The 24,695-nt window shown below is 65.4% G+C and carries 23 protein-coding genes and 2 tRNA genes; all 25 read right to left on the reverse strand.

The annotated features are described in order from the left end of the window. Positions 1–8: 8 nt before the first annotated feature. Positions 9–461 (reverse strand): 30S ribosome-binding factor RbfA, encoded by a 453-nt coding sequence (gene rbfA / locus F790_RS0101645; protein ID WP_019021187.1) that lies wholly within the window; start codon positions 459–461, stop codon positions 9–11. Then, on the reverse strand, positions 461–3,304 hold the full coding sequence (gene infB, locus F790_RS0101650) for a translation initiation factor IF-2 (RefSeq protein ID WP_026332820.1): 2,844 nt from the start codon (positions 3,302–3,304) through the stop codon (positions 461–463). Before infB ends, rbfA begins: the two co-directional genes overlap by 1 nt. 66 nt (positions 3,305–3,370) lie before the next feature. After that, positions 3,371–4,864: a transcription termination factor NusA gene (gene nusA / locus F790_RS0101655; RefSeq protein ID WP_018869947.1), complete on the reverse strand. Its 1,494-nt coding sequence runs from the start codon at positions 4,862–4,864 to the stop codon at positions 3,371–3,373. 48 nt (positions 4,865–4,912) lie between these two features. After that, a complete protein-coding gene (rimP, locus tag F790_RS0101660; RefSeq protein WP_018869948.1) occupies positions 4,913–5,383 on the reverse strand; it encodes a ribosome maturation factor RimP in 471 nt (156 codons plus the stop codon). Between the two features lie 174 nt (positions 5,384–5,557). Further along, positions 5,558–5,634, reverse strand: a tRNA-Met gene (locus F790_RS0101665). Positions 5,635–5,689: 55 nt separating this feature from the next. Then, a complete protein-coding gene (locus tag F790_RS0101670; protein WP_019590687.1) occupies positions 5,690–6,034 on the reverse strand; it encodes a DUF2818 family protein in 345 nt (114 codons plus the stop codon). Between the two features lie 18 nt (positions 6,035–6,052). Beyond that, positions 6,053–7,501, reverse strand: a complete 1,449-nt coding sequence (nuoN, locus tag F790_RS0101675; protein WP_019590688.1) for an NADH-quinone oxidoreductase subunit NuoN — start codon at positions 7,499–7,501, stop codon at positions 6,053–6,055. Positions 7,502–7,514: 13 nt separating this feature from the next. Then, on the reverse strand, positions 7,515–9,029 hold the full coding sequence (locus tag F790_RS0101680) for an NADH-quinone oxidoreductase subunit M (protein ID WP_018869951.1): 1,515 nt from the start codon (positions 9,027–9,029) through the stop codon (positions 7,515–7,517). A 52-nt stretch (positions 9,030–9,081) separates the two neighbouring features. Then, positions 9,082–11,076, reverse strand: a complete 1,995-nt coding sequence (gene nuoL, locus F790_RS0101685; RefSeq protein WP_019569078.1) for an NADH-quinone oxidoreductase subunit L — start codon at positions 11,074–11,076, stop codon at positions 9,082–9,084. 6 nt (positions 11,077–11,082) lie between these two features. Then, complete coding sequence (gene nuoK, locus F790_RS0101690; RefSeq protein ID WP_018869953.1) at positions 11,083–11,388, reverse strand: NADH-quinone oxidoreductase subunit NuoK; 306 nt, start codon at positions 11,386–11,388, stop codon at positions 11,083–11,085. A 73-nt stretch (positions 11,389–11,461) separates the two neighbouring features. Continuing rightward, positions 11,462–12,100, reverse strand: a complete 639-nt coding sequence (locus F790_RS0101695) for an NADH-quinone oxidoreductase subunit J (protein ID WP_018869954.1) — start codon at positions 12,098–12,100, stop codon at positions 11,462–11,464. A 14-nt stretch (positions 12,101–12,114) separates the two neighbouring features. Then, positions 12,115–12,603: an NADH-quinone oxidoreductase subunit NuoI gene (gene nuoI / locus F790_RS0101700; RefSeq protein WP_018869955.1), complete on the reverse strand. Its 489-nt coding sequence runs from the start codon at positions 12,601–12,603 to the stop codon at positions 12,115–12,117. A 10-nt stretch (positions 12,604–12,613) separates the two neighbouring features. Then, the gene (gene nuoH, locus F790_RS0101705; RefSeq protein ID WP_019021191.1) at positions 12,614–13,678 is read right to left on the reverse strand and encodes an NADH-quinone oxidoreductase subunit NuoH; all 1,065 of its coding nucleotides are present in this window, start codon (positions 13,676–13,678) and stop codon (positions 12,614–12,616) included. Positions 13,679–13,692: 14 nt separating this feature from the next. Then, positions 13,693–16,098, reverse strand: a complete 2,406-nt coding sequence (nuoG, locus tag F790_RS0101710; RefSeq protein WP_019590689.1) for an NADH-quinone oxidoreductase subunit NuoG — start codon at positions 16,096–16,098, stop codon at positions 13,693–13,695. Between the two features lie 34 nt (positions 16,099–16,132). After that, complete coding sequence (nuoF, locus tag F790_RS0101715; RefSeq protein WP_019021193.1) at positions 16,133–17,413, reverse strand: NADH-quinone oxidoreductase subunit NuoF; 1,281 nt, start codon at positions 17,411–17,413, stop codon at positions 16,133–16,135. Positions 17,414–17,417: 4 nt separating this feature from the next. Next, complete coding sequence (nuoE, locus tag F790_RS0101720; RefSeq protein ID WP_019590690.1) at positions 17,418–17,948, reverse strand: NAD(P)H-dependent oxidoreductase subunit E; 531 nt, start codon at positions 17,946–17,948, stop codon at positions 17,418–17,420. After that, positions 17,948–19,201 (reverse strand): NADH-quinone oxidoreductase subunit D, encoded by a 1,254-nt coding sequence (locus F790_RS0101725; protein ID WP_019021195.1) that lies wholly within the window; start codon positions 19,199–19,201, stop codon positions 17,948–17,950. The genes nuoE and F790_RS0101725 overlap by 1 nt, the downstream gene beginning before the upstream one ends. Next, positions 19,194–19,919, reverse strand: coding sequence for an NADH-quinone oxidoreductase subunit C (locus tag F790_RS0101730; protein WP_018869961.1), 726 nt, complete (start codon positions 19,917–19,919; stop codon positions 19,194–19,196). Before F790_RS0101730 ends, F790_RS0101725 begins: the two co-directional genes overlap by 8 nt. A 17-nt stretch (positions 19,920–19,936) precedes the next feature. After that, positions 19,937–20,413 (reverse strand): NADH-quinone oxidoreductase subunit B family protein, encoded by a 477-nt coding sequence (locus F790_RS0101735; RefSeq protein ID WP_018869962.1) that lies wholly within the window; start codon positions 20,411–20,413, stop codon positions 19,937–19,939. After that, positions 20,404–20,760 carry an NADH-quinone oxidoreductase subunit A gene (locus F790_RS0101740; protein ID WP_018869963.1) on the reverse strand — a complete coding sequence of 119 codons (357 nt, stop codon included), beginning with the start codon at positions 20,758–20,760 and terminating at the stop codon, positions 20,404–20,406. The genes F790_RS0101735 and F790_RS0101740 overlap by 10 nt, the downstream gene beginning before the upstream one ends. Before the next feature lie 266 nt (positions 20,761–21,026). Then, positions 21,027–21,111, reverse strand: a tRNA-Leu gene (locus F790_RS0101745). 18 nt (positions 21,112–21,129) lie between these two features. Then, positions 21,130–21,516: a preprotein translocase subunit SecG gene (gene secG / locus F790_RS0101750; protein ID WP_018869964.1), complete on the reverse strand. Its 387-nt coding sequence runs from the start codon at positions 21,514–21,516 to the stop codon at positions 21,130–21,132. Continuing rightward, positions 21,513–22,277 (reverse strand): triose-phosphate isomerase, encoded by a 765-nt coding sequence (tpiA, locus tag F790_RS0101755; RefSeq protein WP_019590691.1) that lies wholly within the window; start codon positions 22,275–22,277, stop codon positions 21,513–21,515. Before tpiA ends, secG begins: the two co-directional genes overlap by 4 nt. 120 nt (positions 22,278–22,397) lie before the next feature. Further along, a complete protein-coding gene (glmM, locus tag F790_RS0101760) occupies positions 22,398–23,738 on the reverse strand; it encodes a phosphoglucosamine mutase (RefSeq protein WP_019569086.1) in 1,341 nt (446 codons plus the stop codon). A gap of 11 nt (positions 23,739–23,749) precedes the next feature. After that, positions 23,750–24,637 (reverse strand): dihydropteroate synthase, encoded by an 888-nt coding sequence (gene folP / locus F790_RS0101765; protein WP_051081853.1) that lies wholly within the window; start codon positions 24,635–24,637, stop codon positions 23,750–23,752. Between the last annotated feature and the right edge of the window lie 58 nt (positions 24,638–24,695).

Here is a 24,695-nt window from a genome sequence, read left to right on the forward strand (position 1 = left end):
GAATCGGTTTACCGGTCCTGCGGGACGTCGGGATCACCGGAGGCATCCGGGTCCCCGCCGCCTTCCGCTCCGGCCTCCGCATCACCGTCGCCGTGCCGCTCGCGATCCTCCGCAAGCGCCTGACTGATCAGCGAAGACATGCGCGCGCCGCGTTCGGGCGTATCATCGTAGATGAACCGCAGTTGCGGGATGCTGCGCATACGAATCCGGCTGCCCAGCGCCCGACGCAGGAAGCCGGCCGCGCTGTTGAGGCCCTGCTGCGCCTCGCGACCGCCCTCCTCGCCGCCCAGCCGGGTGAAATACACCCGGGCGTGGGCCAGATCCTTCGAGACCTCCACCCCCGAGATGGTCACCATGCCGACCCGCGGGTCCTTCACCTCGACGCGCACCAGTTCGGCGAGCTCGCGCTGGATCTGCTCGCCGACCCGGTCACTGCGCTGGAAGTCGCGGGGTCCGGGCATTACAGCGACCGCTGGACCTCGACGCGCTGGAAGACCTCGATCTGGTCCCCGGCCTTCACGTCGTTGTAGTTCTTCACCGCGATACCGCATTCGGTACCGGCGCGGACCTCGTTCACGTCGTCCTTGAAGCGGCGCAGGCTTTCCAGCTCGCCCTCGTACACCACCACGTTGTCACGCAGCACGCGGATCGGGTTGCCCCGCTTGACCGAACCCTCGACCACCAGGCAGCCGGCCACCTGGCCGAAGCTCGAGGCCTTGAACACCTCGCGCACCTCGGCCAGGCCCACGATTTCCTCGCGGGTCTCGGGCGCCAGCAGCCCGGACAGGGCCTGCTTCACGTCCTCGATGGCCTCGTAGATGACCGAGTAGTAGCGGACGTCGATCCCGTTTTCCTGCGCCACCCGCTTGGCGCCGGCATCGGCGCGCACGTTGAACGCGATCACGATGGCGTCCGAGGCCGTCGCCAGGTTGATGTCCGACTCGGAAATCCCGCCGACCCCGGTGGAGATCACCTTGACCCGGACCTCTTCGTTGGACAGCTTGACCAGCGATTCGCGCAACGCCTCGGCGGATCCCTGCACGTCGGCCTTGATCAGGATGTTGACCGTGCCGACGTCGCCTTCCTGCATCTGGTTGAAGATGTTTTCCAGCTTGGCCGCCTGCTGCGCCGCCAGCTTGCGCTCGCGCTGCTTCGCATCCCGATATTCGGCCGCTTCGCGGGCGGTCTTCTCGTCCGCGACCACCAGCATCTCGTCGCCGGCCTCGGGCACGCCCGACAGACCGAGGATCTCGACCGGCATCGACGGCCCGACTTCCTTCACCGCCGTGCCGGTATCGTCGAACATCGCCCGCACGCGGCCGTATTCCTTGCCGGTCAGCACGATGTCGCCATGCTTAAGGCTGCCGGACTGCACCAGCACCGTGGCCACCGGGCCGCGGCCCTTGTCCAGTCGCGATTCGATCACCACACCGCGCGCCGGCCCCTCGTCCGGGGCCATCAGCTCCATCAGCTCCGCCTGCAGACCCAGGCCTTCCAGCAGCTCGTCGATGCCCTCCCCGGAATGCGCCGAGACCCGGATGAACTGGGTGTCGCCACCCCATTCCTCGGGGATCACCTCGTGCTGCGCGAGATCGTTGATCACCCGGTCGGCATCCGCCTCGGGCTTGTCGATCTTGTTGACCGCCACGACCATCGGCACACCGGCCGCCTTGGCGTGGTTGATGGCTTCGAGGGTCTGCGGCATCACGCCGTCATCCGCCGCCACCACCAGGATCACGATGTCCGTGGACTGCGCACCGCGCGCCCGCATCGCCGTAAACGCCGCATGCCCCGGGGTATCCAGGAAGGTCACCCCGTCATGCCCGTTCTCGACGTGGTAGGCACCGATGTGCTGGGTGATCCCGCCGGCTTCGCCGGAGGCCACGCGCGTCTTGCGAATATGGTCCAGCAGCGAGGTCTTGCCGTGGTCGACGTGGCCCATCACGGTCACCACCGGCGGACGCGCCTTGGGTTCGCCGGTCTGCTCCTGGGCCACCTCGATCTGGTCCTCGATCGTCTCTTCCTTGGCCGGCACCGCGGTATGGCCCATCTCCTCGACCACCAGCATCGCCGTTTCCTGATCGATGGACTGGTTGATGGTGGCCATCACGCCCATGCCCATCAGGGTCTTGATCAGTTGCGGTGCCTTGATCGCCATCGCCTGCGCCAGATCGGCCACGGTGATGGTCTCCGGCACTTCCACCTCGCGCACCACCGGTGCGGTCGGCTTGGCGAAGCCGTGCTTGCCGGCCACGGCCTGGGCCGCCTGCGACTGACCGGCACCCTTGCCCTTGTCACCCTTCTTGCGCCGACCGCGACGGTCGCCGGCGACATGCAGTTCCTTGCGGTCGTCCTTGCGGCCACCCTTGCGGCCCTTGCCGGACTTGGCGGGTTCCGCCGGCGCCGCGGCGGGCGCCGGTGCCTGGCGCTGCTGCGCGGCCTCGCGTTCCAGGCGCGCCTGTTCTTCCTTCTCGCGCTTCGCCTCCTGCTTCTCCTGCTCTTCCTGCTTGCGCTTCTGGCGCTCCTCGCGTTCGACCTCTTCCTGCTTGCGCGCCTCGACGGCCTTGCGCTGAGCTTCCCGCTCGGCTTCCAGCTGCATGGCCAGTTGCTGCGTACGGCTCAGCGGCTTCTTCGGAGCGGCCGGCGATTCTTCCGCGGCGGCGGCCGGTTCCTCGTCCGCCTCTTCCGCCTGGGATGACTCCGGTGCCTCGGCTGCGGCCGACTCCGCCGCTTCGGGCTCTTCTTCGACGTCCGTCGGTTCCTCCGCCGCGGCCTCGTCGACCGCCGGTTCAGGTTCCGGCTCCGGCGCCTCGGCCGCCACCGGTTCATCCGCCGGCGCTTCCGCCTCCGGCTCCGCGACCGGCGCCTCGCCGGCTGCGGCCTCCTCGGCTTCCGGGGTCACCGGCGATTCTGCATCGGCACGGGTCTCTTCCGGTGCCGCACCGGCTTCGGATTCCACACCCTCGGCCGCCTCGGGGCGATCCTCCGGCGCCGGTGTTGCATCCGCCGGCTTGCGCTTGAGGGTGCGCTTCTTGCGCACCTCCACGTTAACCGTCTTGGTCTTGCCCTGGCCCGAGCTGACCTTCAGCGTCTGCGCCTGGGAACGCCGCCGCAGCGTCACACGGTCGCTCGACCCGCCCGCGGAACTCTGGCGCAGATGGTCCAGCAGCTGGCGCTTCTCGGCATCAGTGATGGGCGCCTCGGGCCCGGCCACCTCGACGCCCGCCTCCTTGAGCTGCTCCAGGAGACGATCGACGGGCTTGCCCACCGATTCCGCGAATTGCTGCACTGTCATTTGCGCCATGGCGCTACCTCCATTCCAGATTCTGTTCCGGCGTGCCGCTGCCCGACCACCGCCGCTGCGTCGCGGTCATTCCCCGGTTTCGAACCAGGGAGCGCGCGCGGTCATGATCAACTCGGACGCCTCCTGCTCGGAGATGCCCAGCATTTCCACCACATCATCGGCCGCCTGCTCGGCGAGATCCTCCATGGTGCACACGCCGCTCGCCGCCAGCCGATTGGCCAGAGCCACGGTCATGCCGTCCATGTTCAGCAGATCCTCGGCCGGCTCGCCACCGCCGCCGTCCTGCGCCGCGATCGCCCGCGTCAGCAGTGCATCGCTCGCCCGGTTGCGCAGTTCCGCGACCACGTCTTCGTCGAATTCCTCGATCGACAGAAGCTCCGCTTCTTCGACGTAGGCGACCTCGTCCAGGGTACTGAAGCCTTCCTGCACCAGGATCCCGGCCACTTCCTCGTCGACGTCCAGCGCCTCCATGAAGTAGGTCACCAGCTGCCGGGCCTCGGCCTCGCTCTTCTCCTCGGCCTGCTCCTCGGTCATCACGTTGAGCTCCCAGCCGGTCAGCTGCGAGGCCAGGCGAATGTTCTGCCCCCCGCGCCCGATCGCCAGGGAAAGCTTGTCCTCGGCCACCGCGATGTCCATCGACTGTTTCTCTTCGTCGACCACGATCGAGAGGACCTCCGCCGGTGACATCGCGTTGATCACGAACTGCGCCGGATTCTCGTCCCACACGATGATGTCGATGCGTTCGCCCGCGAGCTCGTTGGAGACCGACTGCACGCGCGAACCGCGCATGCCCACGCAGGCCCCCACCGGATCCAGCCGCGGGTCATTCGAGCGCACCGCGATCTTCGCCCGCATGCCCGGATCACGGGCCGCCCCGAGGATGTCGATGATCTCCTGCCCCACCTCCGGGACCTCGAGCTTGAACAGCTCGATCAGGAACTCCGGCGCGGTCCGGCTGAGGATCAGTTGCGGTCCGCGGGCATCCGGCCGAATCTCCTTGAGATAACCGCGCAGGCGGTCATTGGTGCGTACCGTCTCGCGCGGGATCATGTGCTCGCGCGGGACCAGGGCCTCGGCGTTGTTACCCAGATCCACGTAGGTCCCGTTGCGGTCGGTACGCTTGACGATCCCCATCACCAGCGAACCGACCCGGTCCTCGTACTCCTCGACCACCTTCTGCCGCTCGGCATCGCGCACCTTCTGCACGATCACCTGCTTGGCGGTCTGCGCGGCGATGCGACCGAAATCCACGGCCTCGACCGGTTCCTCGATCACCTCGCCGATCTGAATCTCCGGGTATTTCTGCTGCGCGTAGGACAGCAGCATCTGATAGTCGGGAGACTCGAACTCGGGATCCTCGTCGTCCACCACCGTCCAGCGGCGATAGGCCTCGTAATCGCCGCTTTCGCGGTCGATGCTCACGCGCACATCCATGCGCCCACCGTGATACTTGCGCGTGGCCATCGCCAGGGCCGATTCCAGGGCCTCGAAGATAACGCCCTTCTCGACGCCCTTCTCGTTGGAAACGGCGTCGACGACCAGCAGGATCTCCTTGTTCATGTCATGCCTCTTCGCAGCCTCGACAGTCGCCTGTCGACATCAGGTTGTTCATGATTGCGTCCCCGGGTCTTCTTCCAGCACGCGCGCATTGTGAATCGCGGCCAGCGGCAACTCGTAGGCCGTGCCATCGACGGCCACCTCGATCATGGTGTCGTCCGCGGACAGCAGCTGCCCGCGGTAGTTCCGCCGCCCGTGTTCCGGCCAGGTCAGACGTACCTTGACCGCACGACCGACGTAATCGCGGAACTGATCGGGAGTAAACAGGGGACGTTCGATGCCCGGACTGGACACCTCGAGCGTGTAGTCCGCGCGGATCGGCTCTTCCACATCGAGGACCGCGCTGACCTGCTCGCTGACGCGCGCACAGTCATCCACGGACACGCCGGTCGAACGATCAATATAGATGCGCAGCATCTGCGGCTTCGAACCCGCATGGTGTTCGATACCCCAGAGTTCACAACCCTGGCCTTCGACCACGGGTCCCAGTAGCGCCTTCAGTTGTTCAACCTGCTCGGACAAATGTCTGTCGACCTCGATTCCACTGCACCGGTGCACGGAGCCCGGAAACAAAAAAAGGGCGTTGAACGCCCCTTTACACCTTCCGTCATGGAAACAGGCTGCAGCTCGAAGCCTGTCGGCGCGCGGGAGCGCGGCCCCAAGAAAAAGGCCCCGCGAAGGGGCCCTTTCGAAAACTGGTAGCGGGGGCAGGATTTGAACCTGCGACCTTCGGGTTATGAGCCCGACGAGCTGCCAGACTGCTCCACCCCGCATCCGAGAAAACGTACGTTACCAAGCCGCGGGCCGGCTTGCAAGCCCCGATCGAAATCACCGCGAACGGCGCGCCCGCTGACGCAGATGCGGGCGAAGATCATGCCGCCAGATGAACCCGGGGATCGCGAACACCGCAAACATCGACAGCCCGATCACGTAGAACTCCCAGCCCTGTGCATGAACACTGCCCGTCGCCTGATGCTCGAGACCCTTGCCGATCAGCCCCACCAGCAGGAACAGCACCAGCCATTCGAACACCCGGGTCCAGCCTCCCTTGCTCCCGCTCGCCGGGAGGAACATCAGTGCGATGCGATCGGTCAGCCACGGCAGGTTGGCGGCGACGAAGGCAAACGCCACAAACCCCCAGACCAGGGCTTCAAACGGGACCAGTTGATTCAAGACATCCTCCGGGTCGGATCAGCCAGCGATGGCGTAGTGGGTAACGGACAGCAGAAGGCCCGGAAAAATTCCCAGCAGCAGCACCGCCAGTCCGTTGATGCTCAGCGCCGTGGCCAGCGCGCCCGACGGCTGCACCGGTTCGCTGGCTTCCTCCTTCGGTTCGTCGAAGAACATGATCTTCACCACCCGCAGGTAATAGAACGCCCCGATGATGCTGAAGATCACCGCCAGCACACCCAGCCAGACCAGGCCCGCACCCACGGCTGCCTGAATCACGGCCAGCTTGGCATAGAAACCGACGGTCGGGGGAACCCCGGCCATGGAGAACAGCAGCAGGAGCATGATGAACGCGAACCACGGGTTGCGTTTCGCCAGCCCGGCGAAGTCGTCCAGGCGATCGGCCTCGTAACCCCGGCGCGACAGGAACACGATCATGCCGAACCCGCCGGCCGCGGTAAGCGCATACACGATCACGTAGAACATCGCCGAGGCGTAGCCCGAGTCGGTTCCCGCGAGGATCCCCATGAACAGGAAGCCGACATGCGCGATGGTCGAATACGCGAACATGCGCTTGATGCTGGTCTGCGCGATCGCAATCACGTTGCCCACCGCCAGCGACAGCACGGTCAGGATGATGAGCATGCCCTGCCAGTCCGCGTGCATCGGTCCCATGCCCTCGACCAGCAGCCGCATCAGGAACGCGAAGGCCGCGATCTTCGGCGCGGTCGCGATGAACAGCGTCACCGCCGTCGGCGCCCCGTCATAGACGTCGGGCACCCACATGTGGAACGGCACCGCCCCCAGCTTGAACGCGATCGCCACCACCAGGAACACCAGACCGAACACCAGCGGGACGTTCAGGGCTTCATCGGCCGTCGTCAGTTCGGAGGCGATCACGGCGATATCCAGCGAGCCGGTCATGCCGTAGATCATGGACATGCCGTACAACAGCAGCCCGGACGCCAGCGCCCCCAGCACGAAGTACTTCATCGCGGCTTCGCTGGCCCGGGTGTTGTCGCGCCAGAACGCCACCAGCGCATACGAGGACAACGACAGCAGTTCCAGGCCCAGGTACAGGGCCAGAAGATTGTGCCCCGAGATCATGATCATCATCCCCAGGACCGCGAACAGCCCGAGGATGTAGAACTCCCCCTTGTGGATGTCGCGCGCCATCAGATACGGCCGCGAGTAGAGGAAGACGAAGAAGCTCGTGACGTACACCGCCAGTTTCAGCACGTCGCTCATCGGGTCCTTGATGAAGCTGTCGCTGAAGGTCAGCACCACTTCCGGGCCCGCCAGCCACAGCGTCAGAACCGCGGCACCCGCGAGCGTGGCCTGCACCAGGCCGTAGGTGATGTCGCGGCGCGAATCCGGCAGGAACGCATCCAGTATCAGGATGAAGCACGCCATCCCGAGGACGAACATCTCGGGAACGGCGGGCAGAAAGGCAGGAATCTCGAAATTCATGTCAGGCGTCCGTTCAGAGCTTCGAGTGCGCGATATGCGCCACGAGGTTGTCGATGGTCGCGTTCATCACTTCCAGCAGCGGTGCCGGCCACACGCCCAGCAGCAGCGTGAAAAACGCCAGCAGCCCCATCAGGAAGAATTCGCGCCGGTTCATGTCGGACAGGCCGGCCACGTTCTCGTTGGCCACGGTGCCAAAGATCACGCGCTTGACCAGCCACAGGGTGTACCCCGCCGCCAGGATCAGCGTGGTCGCGGCGAGGAAGGCAATCCAGAAATCGGCCTTGAAGGCAGCCAGGATCACCATGAATTCACCCACGAAGCCCGAGGTGCCCGGCAGACCGGTATTAGCCATCGCGAACAGCACAAAGAACGCGGCGAACCACGGCATGGTGTTGACGACGCCGCCATAATCCGCGATCTGCCGACTGTGCAGCCGGTCGTAAAGCACGCCCACCGCGAGGAACATCGCCGCAGAGATGAAGCCGTGCGAGATCATCTGCACCATGCCGCCGGCGATACCCAGCGACGCGCCCTGCCAGTCGCCGGTATTCGAGTAGATGTAGAACGCCAGGAAGAAGCCCAGAGTCACGAAGCCCATGTGGGCGATCGACGAGTACGCGATCAGCTTCTTCATGTCGCTCTGGATCAGTGCCACCACCCCGATGTACACCACCGCGATCAGCGACAGCACGATCATCAGCGTGTCCAGCACCGCGGACGCATCCGGCGTGATCGGCAGCGAGAAACGCAGGAAGCCGTAGCCGCCGATCTTCAGCATGATGGCCGCCAGGATCACCGACCCCCCCGTCGGCGCCTCGACGTGCGCATCCGGCAGCCAGGTATGCACCGGGAACATCGGGATCTTGACCGCAAACGCCAGGAAGAACGCGAGGAAGATCAGTATCTGCGCGGTCATCCCGATCTGCAGCGCATGGAAGTCCTGGATCAGGAAGCTGCCGGACTGGATGTACATCCAGATCAGTGCGACCAGCATGAACACCGACCCGAGGAAGGTGTAGAGGAAGAACTTGATCGTCGCGTACACGCGGCGCGGCCCGCCCCAGATCCCGATGACAAGGAACATGGGGATCAGCATCGCCTCAAAGAACACGTAGAACAGCACCGCGTCCATCGCCGCGAACATGCCGATCATCAGTCCTTCCATGACCAGCATCGCGGCGAGGTAGTAGGCGATACGATCCTTCACCGACTCCCATGCGGCGATGACCACGACCACCGTGATCAGCGTGGTCAGGAGGATCAGGGGCATGGAGATGCCGTCGACCCCGAGGTGATAGTTCACGTTGAACGCCGGGATCCAGGAGGCCACCTCCTGGAACTGCATCTCCGCGGTGCCGCGCTCGAACATGAACCACAGCGGCAGGCTTGCCACGAAAGTGGCCACGGCCACGCTGAGGCCCAGGCGCCGGGCCACCACCGGCGCGTCACGCCCGGCGGCAAGCGTCAGGAAGCCACCGAGGATCGGCAGCCAGATCAACAGACTCAGAATGGGCCAGTCAGCAAACATGGTCGTTCCTTGAAACAGCGGTGGGCTTCGCAGCGGTCATCGTCGAAACCCCTCAGATCACGTAGGCGAACATCAGGACCAGCAGCCCGATGATCATCACGAATGCATAGTGATAGAGGAAGCCGGACTGCACATGGCGCACCCGGGCCGACACCCAGCCCACCGAACGCGCGGCGCCGTTGACCAGCCAGCCGTCAATGATCATCGCGTCGCCATAGCGCCACAGCCAGCGCCCGAGGCGCCGCGTACCACCGGCGAAGAACCAGTCGTTGAAGCGGTCAAACCCGTACTTGTCCTCGAGGATGCGCACGCCCGGCCGCAGACGGTCTGCGATCACGGCCGGCAGATCCGGCCGTTTGATGTAGAGGTACCAGGCGGTCGCCAGTCCGGCCATCGCGAACCAGAACGCCGGCGCCACGAGCCCGTGCAGCACGAACCCGAACACCCCGGTATAGCTCTCGCCCTTCTGCGCCAGCACGTCCTTCGCCTCGCTGACGAAGATCGAATTGGCGAAGAAATCGCCAAACAGCATCGGGCCGATGAAGTAGCCGGCCACGACCGACGGGATCGCCAGCAGGATCAGCGGCAGGGTGACCACCCACGGGGTCTCGTGCGGATGCGGCGTGCCATGGTGATGGTGGTCCTCGCCATCCCCGTGGTCGGGCATGTAGTGATGCGCCTGGTCGTAGCGTTCCTCCCCGTGGAACACCATGAAGAACATGCGGAAGGTGTACAGCGCGGTCACGAACACGCCCAGCAGCACCATCCAGTAGGCAAAGGTCGCCCCCGGGATCTCCGAATACCCGACCGCCTCGATGATCGCGTCCTTGGAGAAGAAGCCGGAGAAGAACGGGAACCCGATCAGCGCCAGCGACCCGATCAGCGCGGTCACGTAGGTGATCGGCATATGCCGGCGCAGCCCGCCCATCGCGCGCATGTCCTGCAGGTGGTGCATCGCGATGATCACCGAGCCGGCGGCCAGGAACAGCAGCGCCTTGAAGAACGCGTGAGTCATCAGATGGAACACGCCGGCGGCGTAGGCCGAGGCCCCCAGGGCCACGGTCATGTATCCGAGCTGCGACAGCGTGGAATACGCGACCACGCGCTTGATGTCGTTCTGCACCAGGCCGATCAGACCCATGAAGAACGCGGTGATCGCGCCGATGATCAGGATGAACGACAGGGCCGGCACCGAGAACTCGTACAGCGGCGACATGCGCGCCACCATGAAGATGCCCGCGGTCACCATGGTCGCCGCGTGGATCAGCGCCGAGATCGGCGTCGGGCCTTCCATCGAATCCGGCAGCCACACGTGCAGCGGCACCTGGGCGGATTTACCCATCGCACCGATGAACAGGAAGATCAGCGCCAGATCCAGCAGGCCGAAGGTCCAGCCCGGCCAGATGGTGATGGTCGCCTCGCTCATCGCCTGGCCTTCGGCGAAGACCTCGCTGTAGTTCAGGCTGCCGGTGTAGAACACCAGCGCCGCAATCCCGATCAGGAAACCGAAGTCGCCCACGCGGTTCACGATGAACGCCTTCATGTTCGCGTAGATCGCGGTCGGGCGCTTGTACCAGAAGCCGATCAGGAGGTAGGAGACCAGCCCCACGGCCTCCCAGCCGAAAAACAGCTGCATGAAGTTGTTCGCCATCACCAGCATCAGCATGGAAAAGGTGAACAGCGAGATATACGCGAAGAAGCGCTGGTAGCCCGGGTCGTCCTGCATGTAGCCGATGGTGTAGATGTGCACCATCAGCGACACGAAGGTCACGACCAGCATCATCATCGCGGTCAGGTTATCGACCAGGAATCCGACCTCGAAACGGATGCCGTCCGAAACCAGCCAGGTGTACACCGACTCGTTGTACACCCCCGCTCCGCCAAATACGTGCTGATAGAACACCACCACGGACAGGAGGAACGAGATGGCCACCCCGGCGATGGTCACGCTGTGCGCGCCCACCCGGCCGATCTGACGCCCGAACAGGCCGGCGACGATCGCGCCCGCCAGTGGCGCCAGGACAATAAGGAGATAGATCGTATCCATGGCCCGTTATCCTTTCATTTCGTCCAGATCCTGGACGTTGATCGTCCCGCGGTTACGGAACAGCAACACCAGGATGGCCAGCCCGATCGCGGCCTCGGCCGCGGCGACGGTGAGGATGAAGAACACGAAGACCTGCCCGGCCAGATCCTGCAGGAAGAACGAGAAGGCAATGAAGTTGATGTTCACCGCCAGCAGCATCAGCTCGATGCACATCAGCAGCACGATCACGTTCTTTCGGTTCAGGAAGATCCCGGCCACGCTGATCGAAAACAGCAGCGCGGCCAGCACCAGGTAGTGCTCTAGCGTAATCATTGTCTGGCCCTGAATTCCTTTGGGGGACGGACAAGCCCGCCCCGCGGTGGTTAGGCACCGGCGCGCGCCGGCGTCATTCCTGGTTCGGGTCGTCGTCGCGTTCCGCCCCGCGGCTGTCACGCGCCTTGTCTTCGGACTTCATTGACACCATGCGCACGCGTCCCTCGCGCGAGACCTCGATCTGGCGCGCCGGATCGATCCGCTTGTTGTCCGGCCGCCGCCGCATCGTCAGGGAGATCGCCGCGATGATCGCCACCAGCAGGATCACGGCGGCAATCTCGAACGAGTACACGTATTCGGTGTAGAGGATCGCGCCCAATGCCTCGGTGTTCGCATATTCGGGCCCGGCCCGCTCGGGGGCTTCCATGGTGATGTAACGCGTGATCACCAGGACCAGCACGGTGGCCATGGCCGCGGCGACCACCAGGCCCACCGGCAGGTATTCACTGAAACCCTCGCGCAGTTTCGCCATGTTGATGTCGAGCATCATCACCACGAACAGGAACAGCACCATCACCGCTCCCACGTAAACCAGCACCAGCACCAGACCGAGGAACTCGGCCTCCGCCATCAGCCAGAGTGCCGCTGCGGACACGAAACAGACCACCAGAAACAGCGCGGCATGCACCGGGTTGCGCACGCTGATCATCGCCAGCGCCGCGCCCAGCAGGATCGCGCCAAAAACATAGAACAATAAGAGCTCGAAGGTCATCGTTGCGTCCCTGATTACCGGTACGGGGCGTCGATCGCGCGCGCTTCGGCGATCTCCTTCTCGAAGCGATCGCCGATCGCCAGGAGCTTGTCCTTGGTCATGATCTGCTCGCCCCGATTTTCGAAGTGGTATTCGAAGATGTGCGTCTCGACGATGGAATCGACCGGGCAGGCCTCTTCACAGAATCCGCAGAAGATGCACTTGAACAGGTCGATGTCGTAGCGCGAAGTGCGCCGCGTCCCGTCCTCGCGCTCCTCCGAATGGATGGTGATCGCCAGCGCCGGGCACACCGCCTCGCACAGCTTGCAGGCGATGCAGCGTTCTTCCCCGTTGGGGTAGCGGCGCAGCGCGTGCAATCCGCGGAAACGCGGCGACATCGGGGTCTTCTCGTCCGGGTACTGCACGGTGAATTTGCGCCGGAACAGGTACCGACCGGTCAGCCGCATGCCGAGAAGCAGCTCGAAGAACAGGAAGCTCTTGAAGAAATGACGCACGGATTTCATGGCGAACTCCTTACGCGAACCACGGGCCGACGTCGAACGCGACGAACGCGCCCAGCACGAACAGCCATACGATGGTGACCGGGATCAGCACCTTCCAGCCCAGGCGCATGATCTGGTCATAGCGATAGCGCGGGAAGGTGGCACGTAGCCACAGGAAGATGAACAGGAACAGCGCCGTCTTGATCAGGAACCAGTGCAGACCGTCACCCAGCAGGGTGCCCAGCACCGGCCAGTCAAACATTGCTGCCGGCAGGATGCCCTGGAACGGCGACAGCCAGCCCCCCAGGAACAGGACGGCCGTCAGTGCGGATACCAGGATCATGTTCGCGTATTCGGCAAGGAAGAACACCGCGAATGCCATCCCGGAGTACTCCACGTGGAAGCCGGCAACAATCTCGGATTCCCCTTCGGCCACGTCGAAAGGCGCACGGTTGGTCTCGGCGACCCCGGAAATGAAGAACACGAAGAACAACGGCAGCAACGGCAGCAGGAACCAGTGGTAGATGCTGCCCGACTGGGCCTGGACGATCTCGCCGACGTTCATCGAGCCCGCCGCCATCAACACGCCCACCAGCGCGAAGCCCATCGCGATCTCGTAGGACACCAGCTGCGCGGCCGAGCGCAGCGAGCCCATCAGCGCATACTTCGAGTTGGAGGCCCAGCCGGCGATGATGATCCCGTAGGCGCCCAGCGAGGTCAGCGCCAGCAGGTAGAGCAGGCCCGCGTTCACGTCGGCCAGCGCCCCGCCCTCGAAGAACGGAATCACGGCCCAGGCCGCCAGCGCCGGGGCGATGGTCAGCACCGGGGCGCTGAGAAACAGGAAGCGATTGGCATTCGACGGGACGATCACCTCCTTCAGCAGGAGCTTGAGCCCGTCCGCGATCGGCTGCAGCCAGCCGCGCGGCCCCACGCGATTCGGCCCGACGCGCACCTGGATATAGCCGATGATCTTGCGCTCGGCAAAGGTCAGATAGGCGACCCCCAGCATCAACGGGATGATGATCAGCTGGATGGCGATCAGGATCTGCATCACCGTCGGCAGCGAATGGAACAGGTTGAGAATCCAGTCGAACATGGTTCAGTCCCTTGTCAGGCGCGTGCGAGCGTCACCGGCTCGCCCGGGGCACCAAGCGGGGCGGCGGCACCACCGGTGAGGGTGATGGCCAGGCCCGGCGGTACGGAATCGTCAAGCACAAGCGTCAGTTCGGCCTCGGCCCGGCCCTGCTGCACCCGGACGCGACTGCCGTCGGGGATCCCGCCGGCCGAGTCGGGGTGAACCTGCACCGCGTTCGCGAGCTGACCTTCGGGGCTGCGCTGCAGCGGTTCGGCGCGACGCACGAGCGCATCGCCGGCGTACAGCGAACGCGAGGCCATGCGCCGCAAGCCCCGTTTGCCCGGGTCAGCGATTTCCGGCTCCTCGACGTGCACCCGGTTCAGGTTGACCGTGTTGTCGAAGCTGACATCCGCGAGCAGGCCCTTCAGCTCGTCGCGCACCGCGGGCGAATCGAGGTAATCGAAGCCCTTCTGCCCGAACAGGTTGCCCAGGACGCGCCAGACCTTCCAGCCGGGACGGGCCTCGCCCGGGGCGCGGCTCGCCGCGCGGAAGCTCTGCCAGCGTCCTTCCGCATTCACGAAGGTCCCGGAAGATTCGAAGCTGGTCGCGACCGGCAGCAGAACATCGGCCGATGCCTGCAATTCGGGGTCGGCAAACGCGGTCAGTGCGACCACGAAACCCGCGTCGCGCAGTGCCTGCTGGAAAGCGACCGGATCATGCCCGTCACGGTCGGGTTCGAGCCCGGCAACGACGAACGCGTCGCGGCCTTCGGTCAGCATCTGCGGCGCCGGGCATCCGCCGACCTCCGGCTCCTGACCGGCCACGCCGCGATGCGGCAGCACCCCGGCCAGCCAGGCACCGGCAGCATTCGCGCCCTCGGACATGTACCCGAGACGGGCGCCGGTATGGCGGGCGATCCAGCCGGCCAGGGCCCGCAGGGTCGCAAACGCCGGGCTGGCCATCGCGTCGGCACCCAGCAGCACGTGGCCCTGTTCGCCGTCCAGCAGCGAGCGCGCCGCCCGCTCGAACGCTTCGCGGGTGTCCGGATCGTCGCTCTCGGCGGCCTTCACAATCTTCTCGAGGCGCGGGGGCAGGCCCTCGCCGGCGGCCGCGATGCGGCCGGCGATCCCGGCCAGGGCCATGACCTGGTCGTGTTCGTTGCCGACCAGCTGGGCCGCCACCGGGTAGGTCAGGTCCAGCAGCTGGTTATGCACCAGCGTGACCCGGGCATCGTTGTTGAGCGCCGCCTTGCGCAGGCGATGCGCCAGCAGCGGCTGCTCGCGCCGCGGATTGGTGCCGACCAGCAGGATCGCATCAGCACGGTCCAGATCGGCGATCGGGCTGCCCAGCCAGGGGAACAGGGGCGCGGCGTCATCGTCGCGGAAATCCTGCTGGCTCATGCGGTGGTCGATGTCACGCACGCCCAGCCCGCGCAGCAGTTTCTGGCCGAGGTAGTGTTCCTCCAGCGACAGCGACGGGGAAAACAGCCCGCCGATCCGCTCCGGGGCCACCTTGCGCAGGCCTTCAACCGCATGCTGCAGGGCGGTCTCCCAGTCCACGTCCTGCCACTGCCCGTCGCGCTTGATGCGCGGAGTGGTCACGCGGTCCTCGGCATACAGCCCCGCGTAGGAGAAACGATCCCGGTCCGAGATCCAGGTCTCGTTGACCGCTTCGTTGTCGCGCGGGACCACCCGCATCACGCGCCCGTCATAGGTATGGGCGGCAATGTTCGAACCCACCGCGTCGTGCGGGGCGATACTGGGGGCCTGGGCGTATTCCCAGGCGCGTGCGCCGTAGCGCGACGGCTTGGCGGTGAGCGCGCCCACCGGACACAGATCGATCACGTTCCCGGAGAGCTCGTGCGCGATGGTCTTCTCGACATAGGTACCGATCCGCATGTCTTCGCCGCGCCCCGTCGCCCCCAGTTCGCGTACGCCCGCGATCTCCTCGCCAAAGCGCACGCAGCGGGTGCAGTGAATGCAGCGGGTCATCTCGGTCTCGATCAGCGGACCGATATCCTTGTCGTGCACGACCCGCTTGGCTTCGGTGTATTGCGAAACGGACTCGCCATACCCCATGGCCACGTCCTGCAGTTCACACTCGCCGCCCTGATCACAGATCGGGCAATCCAGCGGGTGATTGATCAGCAGGAATTCCATCGTGCCCTTCTGCGCGGAAATCGCGAGGGGCGACTGCGTGTACACCTTCATGCCGTCCATCACCGGCGTGGCACAGGCCGGCAGCGGCTTGGGCGCTCGCTCGACCTCCACCAGGCACATCCGGCAATTGGCGGCCACGGACAGTTTCTTGTGATAGCAGAAGCGCGGAATCCGGATATCGGCCTCGTCCGCAACCTCGATGAGCATGGTGCCCTTGGGCGCCTGCAAGGTCTGCCCGTCGATCTCGACGGTGACCAGATCCTGTGGCTGATCCTGACTCATGTTCGATTCCTGCTGCGTGTGCGCGACGGGGCGATCAGGCGGCGCTGGCCACCGGGCTCCGGCCGTGCTGGATGTAGTGTTCGAATTCGTGACGGAAATGCTTCACGAAACTGCGCACCGGCATCGCGGCGGCATCCCCGAGGGCGCAGATGGTGTGCCCTTCGATCTTGCTCGCGACGTCGTCCAGGCGTTCCAGGTCCTCGGGACGACCCTTCCCTTCGACGATGCGGGTCAGCATGCGGTACAGCCAGCCGGTGCCTTCGCGGCACGGCGTGCACTGACCGCAGGATTCGGAATAGTAGAAGCGCGCGATGGTCTGCAGCGCCTTCACCATGTCGGTGGTCTCGTCCATCACGATCACCGCACCGGAGCCGAGCATGGATCCGGCCTGGGTAATGGAGTCGTAGTCCATGTTGGTCTGCAGCATCGTGTCGCCCGGCACGACCGGCACGGACGAGCCGCCCGGGATCACCGCCTTGAGCTGGCGGCCATCGAGCACGCCACCGGCCATCTCCAGCAGCTCGCGAAACGGCATGCCCAGGGGCACTTCGAAGTTGCCGGGTTTGTTGACGTGTCCGGACACCGAGAACAGTTTCTCGCCGCCCGATTTGGGCACGCCCAGGTCCGCGAACCACTGGCCGCCATTACGAATGATCGACGGGATGGAGGCGAGCGACTCGGTATTGTTGACCGTCGTCGGCTTCCCGTAGACCCCGAAATTCGCGGGGAATGGCGGTTTGAAGCGCGGCTGCCCCTTCTTGCCCTCGAGCGACTCCAGCAGCGCGGTTTCCTCGCCGCAGATATAGGCGCCCGCGCCCAGCGTCGGATACAGATCGAAGTCCACACCCGAGCCAAGGATGTCACGCCCGAGGTAGCCGGCCTCGTAGGCCTCCTTCAGGGCGGCCTCGAAGCGCGTATTGACCTCGTCCATGAACTCGCCGCGCATGTAGTTGTATCCCACGGTTGCGCCGATCGCGTAACCGGCGATCGCCATTCCTTCGATCAGCGCATGCGGGTTGTACATCAGGATCTCGCGATCCTTGCAGGTACCGGGCTCGGATTCGTCCGAGTTGCAGACAATGTATTTCTGGCCCGGGGAATTGCGCGGCATGAACGACCATTTCATCCCGGTCGGGAACCCCGCGCCACCGCGGCCGCGGAGGTTGGAGGTCTTGACCTCCTCGATCACGTCTTCCGCGGCCATCTTGCCGCCGAACACCTTTTCCAGCGCCTGGTAGCCGCCGACGCTGCGATAGGTCTCGAGCGACGACGGGTTGTCCAGGTAGCGGGTCGCAAAACAGATCTGGTTGGCCATCGCTTCAGGACTCCAGGCCGTCGAGAATCTCGTCCACGCGCTCCGGCGTCAGATTCTCGTAATAGACGTGGTTCACCTGCATCATCGGAGCCCCGCAACAGGCGGCGAGGCATTCTTCTTCCTTCTTCAGGTAGAACTTCCCGTCGGGCGTGGTTTCGCCCAGGGTGATGCCGAGCCGGTTCTCCAGATGTTCGATAATCCCGGCCGAGCCGCGCAGACTGCAGGAGATGTTGTTGCACACCGCAATGGTGTGCTTGCCCACCGGCTCGAGCTCGAACATGGAATAGAACGAACCCACCTCGTAAACGGCGATGGCCGGCAGCCCGAGGTAGTCGGCAACCGCGTCCATCTTCGCGGTGGAGACATAGCCGTCCTCATGCTGGACCACCCGCAGTGCGGCGAGTACCGCCGAGCGCTTCTGGTCCTCGGGATAGCGGGCCAGCCAGTGATCGATCTCCTCGCGCTCGTGGTCGCTCAGGTCGACCTTGTGCGTGGCCGGCTTGTGAAAGGCAACGGGTTTGGGTTCGGCAGCCATCAGCGATCAATCTCCCCGAAGACGATATCCTGGGTTCCGATAATGGCCACGACGTCGGCCAGCATGTGGCCGCGCGCCATCTCGTCCAGGGCGGAAAGGTGGACAAAGCCCGGCGGGCGCACCTTGAGGCGATACGGTTTGTTGGCGCCATCCGACACCAGATAGCAGCCGAACTCGCCCTTGGGATGCTCGATGCCGGCGTAGGCTTCGCCCTCCGGCAGGCACATCCCTTCGGTAAACAGCTTGAAGTGATGGATCAGCGATTCCATGTCCGCCTTCATCTCTTCGCGCTTCGGCGGCGTGATCTTGTGATCCTCCAGCAGCACCGGACCGGGGTTCCTGCGCAACCAGTCGACGCACTGCCGAATGATGCGGTTGGACTGGCGCATTTCTTCCATGCGTACCAGGTAACGGTCATAGCAGTCGCCGTTGACGCCGATCGGGATGTCGAAATCCAGCTGGTCATAGACCTCGTAGGGCTGCTTCTTGCGCAGATCCCATTCCACCCCGGATCCGCGCAGCATCGGCCCGGTGAATCCGAGCTGCTTCGCCCGGTCGGCATCCACCACGCCGATACCGACCGTACGCTGTTTCCAGATACGGTTGTCGGTCAGCAGGGTCTCGTATTCGTCCACGCACCCGGGGAACCGTTCGGTGAACGACTCGATGAAGTCCAGCAGCGAGCCCTGCCGATTGGCATTCAGCTCGTCGACCGTTTCTTGCGACTTCCAGGCCGAGGGCTGGTATTTCGGCATCGTGCCGGGCAGGTCGCGGGCGACCCCGCCGGGCCGATAGTAAGTGGCGTGCATGCGCGCGCCGGAGACCGCCTCGTAGCAGTCCATCAGGTCCTCGCGCTCGCGGAACGCGTACAGGAACACCGTCATCGCGCCGATATCCAGGGCGTGCGCACCCAGCCACATCAGGTGATTCAGGATGCGGGTGATCTCGTCGAACATCACCCGGATGTACTGCGCCCGCAGCGGCGCCTCGATCCCGAGCAGACGCTCCATGGCGAGCACGTAACCGTGCTCGTTGCACATCATGGATACGTAGTCGAGACGATCCATGTAGCCGATCGACTGGTTGTACGGCTTGCTTTCGGCCAGCTTCTCGGTGCCGCGGTGCAGCAGGCCGATATGCGGATCGGCGCGCTGTACCACCTCGCCGTCCATCTCCAGGACCAGCCGCAGCACCCCGTGCGCGGACGGATGCTGGGGGCCGAAGTTCAGGGTGAAATTGCGAATCTCAGGCATGATCGGCTCCTTCCGCCGGCGCGTCGCCATCGGTGTAGCGATGGTCGTCGCGGATCACCTTCGGCACCAGCACGCGCGGCTCGATGGTCACCGGCTGGTACACCACGCGAGCCTGCTCGGTGTCGTAGCGCATCTCTACGTGCCCGATCAGCGGGAAGTCCTTGCGGAACGGATGGCCGACAAAACCGTAGTCGGTCAGGATACGACGCAGGTCCGGATGTCCCGAGAACAGGATCCCGAACAGATCGAAGGCCTCGCGCTCGAACCAGTTGGCCGACGCCCAGACGTCCACCAGCGACTCCAGCTCCGGGAATTCGTCATCCGGCAGCCAGGCACGCATGCGCAGGCGACGATTGTTCTGCACCGACAGCAGGTGCACCACCACGGCAAAACGCGGCCCTTCCCAGCGCGACTCACCGGGCGCATCATCGAAGGTGAACCGGCCGGAGGTGGCGGGCTGGACGCCCCGACTGAAGCCCTCACTGGAGGCATCATCGGTGGCCCATTCGGTCTGTCCGTACTCGAGATAGTCCACCCCGCACAGGTCGATCAGGATGTCGAATCCGAAATCCTCGTCGTCGCGCAGGGTCTCGGCGATCTCGCGCCAGGCGTCCACCGGTACTTCAATGGTTGCCTCGCCGTTGACCACCCGCACTCCGTCCAGGCGTTCGCCCAGCTTCGCGCGCAGTACGTCAATCCAGGTCTGTTGTTCAGCCATCTGCCACCCCGGGTCGCTCAGCGCGCGATCGTGTTCGTGCGCCGGATCTTGTTCTGAAGCTGGATGATGCCGTAAAGCAGTGCCTCGGCCGTCGGCGGACAGCCGGGCACGTAGATATCCACCGGCACGATGCGGTCGCAACCCCGAACCACGGCATACGAATAGTGGTAGTAGCCGCCGCCGTTGGCACAGGAGCCCATGGAGATTACCCAGCGCGGTTCGGACATCTGGTCGTACACCTTGCGCAGCGCCGGTGCCATCTTGTTGACCAGCGTACCCGCCACGATCATCACGTCGGACTGACGCGGACTCGGACGGAACACCACCCCGAACCGGTCCATGTCGTAGCGCGCGGCACCCGTGTGCATCATCTCCACCGCGCAGCAGGCCAGGCCGAAGGTCATCGGCCACAGGGAGCCGGTGCGGGCCCAGTTGATGAGCTTGTCAGCCGAGGTGGTGACGTAGCCCTTTTCCAGAACGCCTTCTATTCCCATTCCAGCGCCCCCTTCTTCCATTCGTAGACAAAGCCGACTACCAGAATCAGCAGAAACAGCGCCATCGCAAGAAGCCCGAACAGGCCTACGGCATCGAGGGAGACGGCCCAGGGAAACAGAAAGGCGATCTCGAGATCGAAGATGATGAAAAGGATGGCGACCAGATAGAACCGAACGTCGAACTTGAGGCGCGAATCCTCGAACGCCTCGAAGCCGCATTCATACGGCGAATCCTTGGCGGCATCCGCCTTGCGGGGCCCCACGGCCATGCCGATCACCAGCGGCACGATGCCGATCACGATGCCTACTGCAATGAACAGCAGGATGGGCAGATATCCTTCCAGCATGTCTCTCTCCCGTACGCCGCCTCGGGCGGGCAGGTCCACGGGTCGGCCGAACAGGAGGGCCGGACCATGGGCGGTTCAGCGTTGCTGGGTGAATGCGCCGGGGCCGCGGCCCTCGGGCGATCGGGCCGGTGCGCTCACCGGTGAGGCAGTCTAGGTGAAGCCGGAAAACGGTGTCAAGCTCACATAAAACGCCAAGTTATTGTTTATAAAGGCTTTACAATAAAAAGGTTCCGCCCGGACCTCCGGACGGAACCTTCATTGAAAAATGGTGCAGATGGTGGGACTCGAACCCACACGGCTTGCGCCACTACCCCCTCAAGATAGCGTGTCTACCAATTCCACCACATCTGCGTATTCCTGACTGAAGCCCTATTGTGGCACGTCCTGCGGCCGCGAGGGCGGATCCTCCGGCTCGTCGGCAGGGGAATCGCCCGGCGCCATGCCCGGGACATCCCCGATCGGGATATCGTCCTCGACCGCCTCTTCGGGCGTCGGTTCATCCATAAGGCTGCGCGCCTCGGGTTCCGAAGCAGCGATATAGGCCAGGGCCAGCCCGTTGATGAAAAACACCGCGGCCAGAAAGGCCGTGGCGCGGCTCAGGAAGTTGGCCGACCCCTGGGCACCGAACACGGTGGCCGAAGCGCCGCTGCCAAATGCGGCCCCGGCATCCGCGCCCTTGCCGTGCTGCATCAGCACCAGCGCGATGATGGAGATCGACACCACCACCTGAACGACCAGGAGAATCCCGTAGATCATTCGCCCGCCCCGGTCGCGGCCCGCGCAATCCCGGCGAAATTCGAGGCGTCCAGCGAGGCTCCGCCCACCAGGCCGCCATCGATGTCATCGTGGGCCAGCAGCCCGGCGGCGTTGTCGGCCTTCATCGACCCGCCATACAGTATGCGCAGGTCGGCAGCCACGCGCGGATCGCGGCCGGCGACCCGGTTACGGATGAACGCATGCATCTCGGCTGCCTGCTCCGGGGTGGCCGTCAGGCCGGTGCCGATCGCCCAGACCGGCTCGTAGGCGATCACGGCGCGGTCCAGCGATTCGACCCCGGCGGCGTCCAGCACGGCATCGAGCTGCTCGCCCACCACCGCTTCGGTGCGGCCGGCTTCGCGCTCTTCCTTCTGCTCGCCCACGCACAGGATCGGGGTCACGCCGGCGGCCAGGGCCGCCTGATACTTGGCCGCGACCCAGGCGCTGTCCTCGGCCTGGCGCTCGCGGCGCTCGGAGTGCCCGACGATCACGTAACGGCAGCCCACATCCTTGAGCATGGCCGCGGCGACCTCGCCGGTGTAAGCGCCGGAGGCCTGATCGGAGCAGTCCTGCCCCCCGACCTCAATGAGGCTGTCGGCCAGGGCCTCGACCACTTCGGGCAGGTAGACCGCAGGCGGGCACACGGCCAGCTCGACGCCGGTCAGTCCGTCCAGCTCCGAACGGAGCGCGGACAGCAGCTCGCGATTGGCGTCGCGGGAGCCGTTCATTTTCCAGTTTCCGGCGACCAGCGGCTTGCGCATGCGGTGGTTCCTCCTGCGGTGACCCGGGTTCCATGATTGAGCGGCGGGATGTTACCGGCGCGTTCCCGGCAAATCAACCGACCACCCGGGCGTCGCGTGATGCGCGCCGGGTGGCGTGCGTCAGGCGACCGCGCGGATGGCGTCCGCAATCCGTTCCGCGGCGGCCTGCGTGGCGCCCGCGTCTTCCGCCTCGACCATCACGCGGATCAGGGGTTCCGTGCCCGACGGTCGCAGCAGCACACGCCCGCGGCGGCCCAGCTCCGATTCCACTTCGGCCACGGCAGCGCGTACCGGCGGCGCTTCCAGACGCTCGCCTGCCCCCGCATCCAGACGCACGTTGACGAGTGCCTGCGGGAACTGCGGGATCGCCGCGGCCAGGTCCGCCAGGGAGCGCCCGGTCCGATGCATCAAATGGGCGATCTGCAGACCGGCTACGGTACCGTCGCCGGTGGTCGTGTGGTCCAGACAGACGATGTGTCCGGATCCCTCCCCGCCCAGCAGCCAATGGTGGCGACGCAGCTCCTCGAGGACATAACGGTCCCCGACCCGCGCGCGCACGAACGGGATGCCGGCTTCGGCCAGCGCGTTTTCCAGACCGAGGTTGGTCATCTGGGTGCCGACGACACCCCCGCCCAGCGTGCCCTGGCGCAGGCGTTCCAGGGCGAGGATCCCGAGGATGCGGTCCCCGTCCACGATCTGCCCCGCAGCGTCGACCAGGATCACGCGGTCGCCGTCACCATCCAGGGCAATGCCCAGATCGGCGCCCGCAGCCCGCACGCGTTCGGCCAGGCGCTCGGGGTGCAGCGCCCCGACGCCCTCATTGATGTTGTAGCCATCGGGCGCGGCACCGGTGAGTTCGACCTCCGCCCCGAGCTCCTCGAACACATGCGGCGCGACGTTGTAGGTCGCCCCGTGGGCGCAGTCGAGCACGATGCGCATGCCGCGCAGTTCGGACCGCGCGGGTATCGCGCTCTTGCAGAATTCGACGTAGCGCCCGGCCGCGTCGGAGATGCGTACGGCCTTGCCCAGTCGCCGCCCGTCGATGGCCTGCGCGGGTTCGTCGAGGCGCGCCTCGATCGCGGCCTCCACCGCGTCGGGCAGCTTGTCGCCCTCCGGGGTGAAAAACTTGAACCCGTTATCATTGAACGGGTTGTGCGAGGCGCTGATCACCACCCCCGCAGTCGCACGGAAGGTCCGGGTCAGATAGGCGATGGCCGGCGTGGGCATCGGGCCCAGCAGGGCCACGTCGAGCCCGGCCGCCGACAGACCCGCCTCCAGCGCCGATTCGAACATGTAGCCGGAGACCCGGGTATCCTTGCCGACCAGCACCGGCCCCTGGGCATGTCCGTTCTCGCCCAGGATCTCCCCCACGGCGTAGCCCAGGCGCAGGGCAAACTCCGGCGTCATCGGCCATTCGCCGGTTCGCCCGCGGATGCCGTCGGTCCCGAAATAACGTCCCATGCGGTTCCTCCCTAAGACATGACCCCGCCAGTACCGCGGGGATCCAGCGCGGAGTATATCGCGAGGGCGTCCGCCGTGGCCGCGACGTCGTGCACACGCAGGATGCGCGCCCCCTGCTGCGCGGCGAGCAGCGCCGCGGCCACGCTCCCGCTGCCACGCTCCGTCACCGGCCGCTGTCCCAGCAGGGCCCCGATCATCGACTTGCGCGAGACCCCGACCAGCACCGGCCGACCATCACCGACCAGGTCCGGGAGATGGCGGAACAGCTCGAGATTGTGTTCCAGCGTCTTTCCGAAACCGAAGCCCGGATCCACCACCAGGCGGTCCGGCGGCACCCCCGCTTCCTGCAGTGCACTGCAGCGTGCGTCGAGGAACGCCCGCACCTCGGCGGTGACGTCTTCGTAGTGCGGTGCATGCTGCATCGACTGCGGCTCACCCTGCATGTGCATCACGCACAGGGCCACGCCGCGCTCCCGGGCGGCCACCACCGCCTCCTTCTCGGCGCCCGGACGGCGGAAGGCATTCACGTCGTTGAGCATGGCCGCGCCCGCGGCCACCGCGTCGCGCATGATCTCCGGCTTCATGGTATCGACCGAGACCGGCAGGGAAACCTCCGCCCCCAGCGCCTCCAGCACCGGCAGCACGCGGCGCCGTTCTTCCGCCAGCGAAACCGGTTCGGCCCCCGGGCGGGTGGATTCCCCGCCCACGTCGATCAGATCCGCGCCCTCCTCCTGCATCTGCCGCGCACGGGCCACCGCCCGATCCACGCGGTCATGGGCGCCACCGTCCGAGAAGGAATCCGGCGTCACGTTGAGGATGCCCATCACCCGCGGGCGATCGAGAGGCAGCGGACCGGCCGGTCCCTGCAGCAGCACGGGGCTTGCATTTGTAGCGGTCATCAGTCGTCCCTGGAATGGCGGAAGACACCAACAGAAAGGCCGCCGCGACGGGGTCACG

The sequence above is a fragment of the Thioalkalivibrio sp. ALE20 genome (assembly GCF_000381405.1).
Lineage (GTDB): Bacteria > Pseudomonadota > Gammaproteobacteria > Ectothiorhodospirales > Ectothiorhodospiraceae > Thioalkalivibrio.

Bases quoted from the DNA above. Each gene is read 5' to 3' on its own strand.
- nuoG (WP_019590689.1), bottom strand. From the start codon at position 16,098: ATGAGTCAGGATCAGCCACAGGATCTGGTCACCGTCGAGATCGACGGG.
- nuoN (WP_019590688.1), bottom strand. From the start codon at position 7,501: ATGAATTTCGAGATTCCTGCCTTTCTGCCCGCCGTTCCCGAGATGTTC.
- F790_RS0101680 (WP_018869951.1), bottom strand. From the start codon at position 9,029: ATGTTTGCTGACTGGCCCATTCTGAGTCTGTTGATCTGGCTGCCGATC.
- F790_RS0101695 (WP_018869954.1), bottom strand. From the start codon at position 12,100: ATGACCTTCGAGCTCTTATTGTTCTATGTTTTTGGCGCGATCCTGCTG.
- nuoH (WP_019021191.1), bottom strand. From the start codon at position 13,678: ATGTTCGACTGGATTCTCAACCTGTTCCATTCGCTGCCGACGGTGATG.
- F790_RS0101730 (WP_018869961.1), bottom strand. From the start codon at position 19,919: ATGGCTGAACAACAGACCTGGATTGACGTACTGCGCGCGAAGCTGGGC.
- nuoE (WP_019590690.1), bottom strand. From the start codon at position 17,948: ATGGCTGCCGAACCCAAACCCGTTGCCTTTCACAAGCCGGCCACGCAC.
- F790_RS0101740 (WP_018869963.1), bottom strand. From the start codon at position 20,760: ATGCTGGAAGGATATCTGCCCATCCTGCTGTTCATTGCAGTAGGCATC.
- F790_RS0101725 (WP_019021195.1), bottom strand. From the start codon at position 19,201: ATGCCTGAGATTCGCAATTTCACCCTGAACTTCGGCCCCCAGCATCCG.
- rbfA (WP_019021187.1), bottom strand. From the start codon at position 461: ATGCCCGGACCCCGCGACTTCCAGCGCAGTGACCGGGTCGGCGAGCAG.
- tpiA (WP_019590691.1), bottom strand. From the start codon at position 22,277: ATGCGCAAGCCGCTGGTCGCCGGAAACTGGAAAATGAACGGCTCCCGC.
- glmM (WP_019569086.1), bottom strand. From the start codon at position 23,738: ATGGGACGTTATTTCGGGACCGACGGCATCCGCGGGCGAACCGGCGAA.
- infB (WP_026332820.1), bottom strand. From the start codon at position 3,304: ATGGCGCAAATGACAGTGCAGCAATTCGCGGAATCGGTGGGCAAGCCC.
- nusA (WP_018869947.1), bottom strand. From the start codon at position 4,864: ATGAACAAGGAGATCCTGCTGGTCGTCGACGCCGTTTCCAACGAGAAG.
- nuoI (WP_018869955.1), bottom strand. From the start codon at position 12,603: ATGAAATCCGTGCGTCATTTCTTCAAGAGCTTCCTGTTCTTCGAGCTG.
- nuoF (WP_019021193.1), bottom strand. From the start codon at position 17,413: ATGGCCAACCAGATCTGTTTTGCGACCCGCTACCTGGACAACCCGTCG.
- folP (WP_051081853.1), bottom strand. From the start codon at position 24,637: ATGACCGCTACAAATGCAAGCCCCGTGCTGCTGCAGGGACCGGCCGGT.
- secG (WP_018869964.1), bottom strand. From the start codon at position 21,516: ATGATCTACGGGATTCTCCTGGTCGTTCAGGTGGTGGTGTCGATCTCC.
- nuoL (WP_019569078.1), bottom strand. From the start codon at position 11,076: ATGGATACGATCTATCTCCTTATTGTCCTGGCGCCACTGGCGGGCGCG.
- nuoK (WP_018869953.1), bottom strand. From the start codon at position 11,388: ATGATTACGCTAGAGCACTACCTGGTGCTGGCCGCGCTGCTGTTTTCG.
- F790_RS0101735 (WP_018869962.1), bottom strand. From the start codon at position 20,413: ATGGGAATAGAAGGCGTTCTGGAAAAGGGCTACGTCACCACCTCGGCT.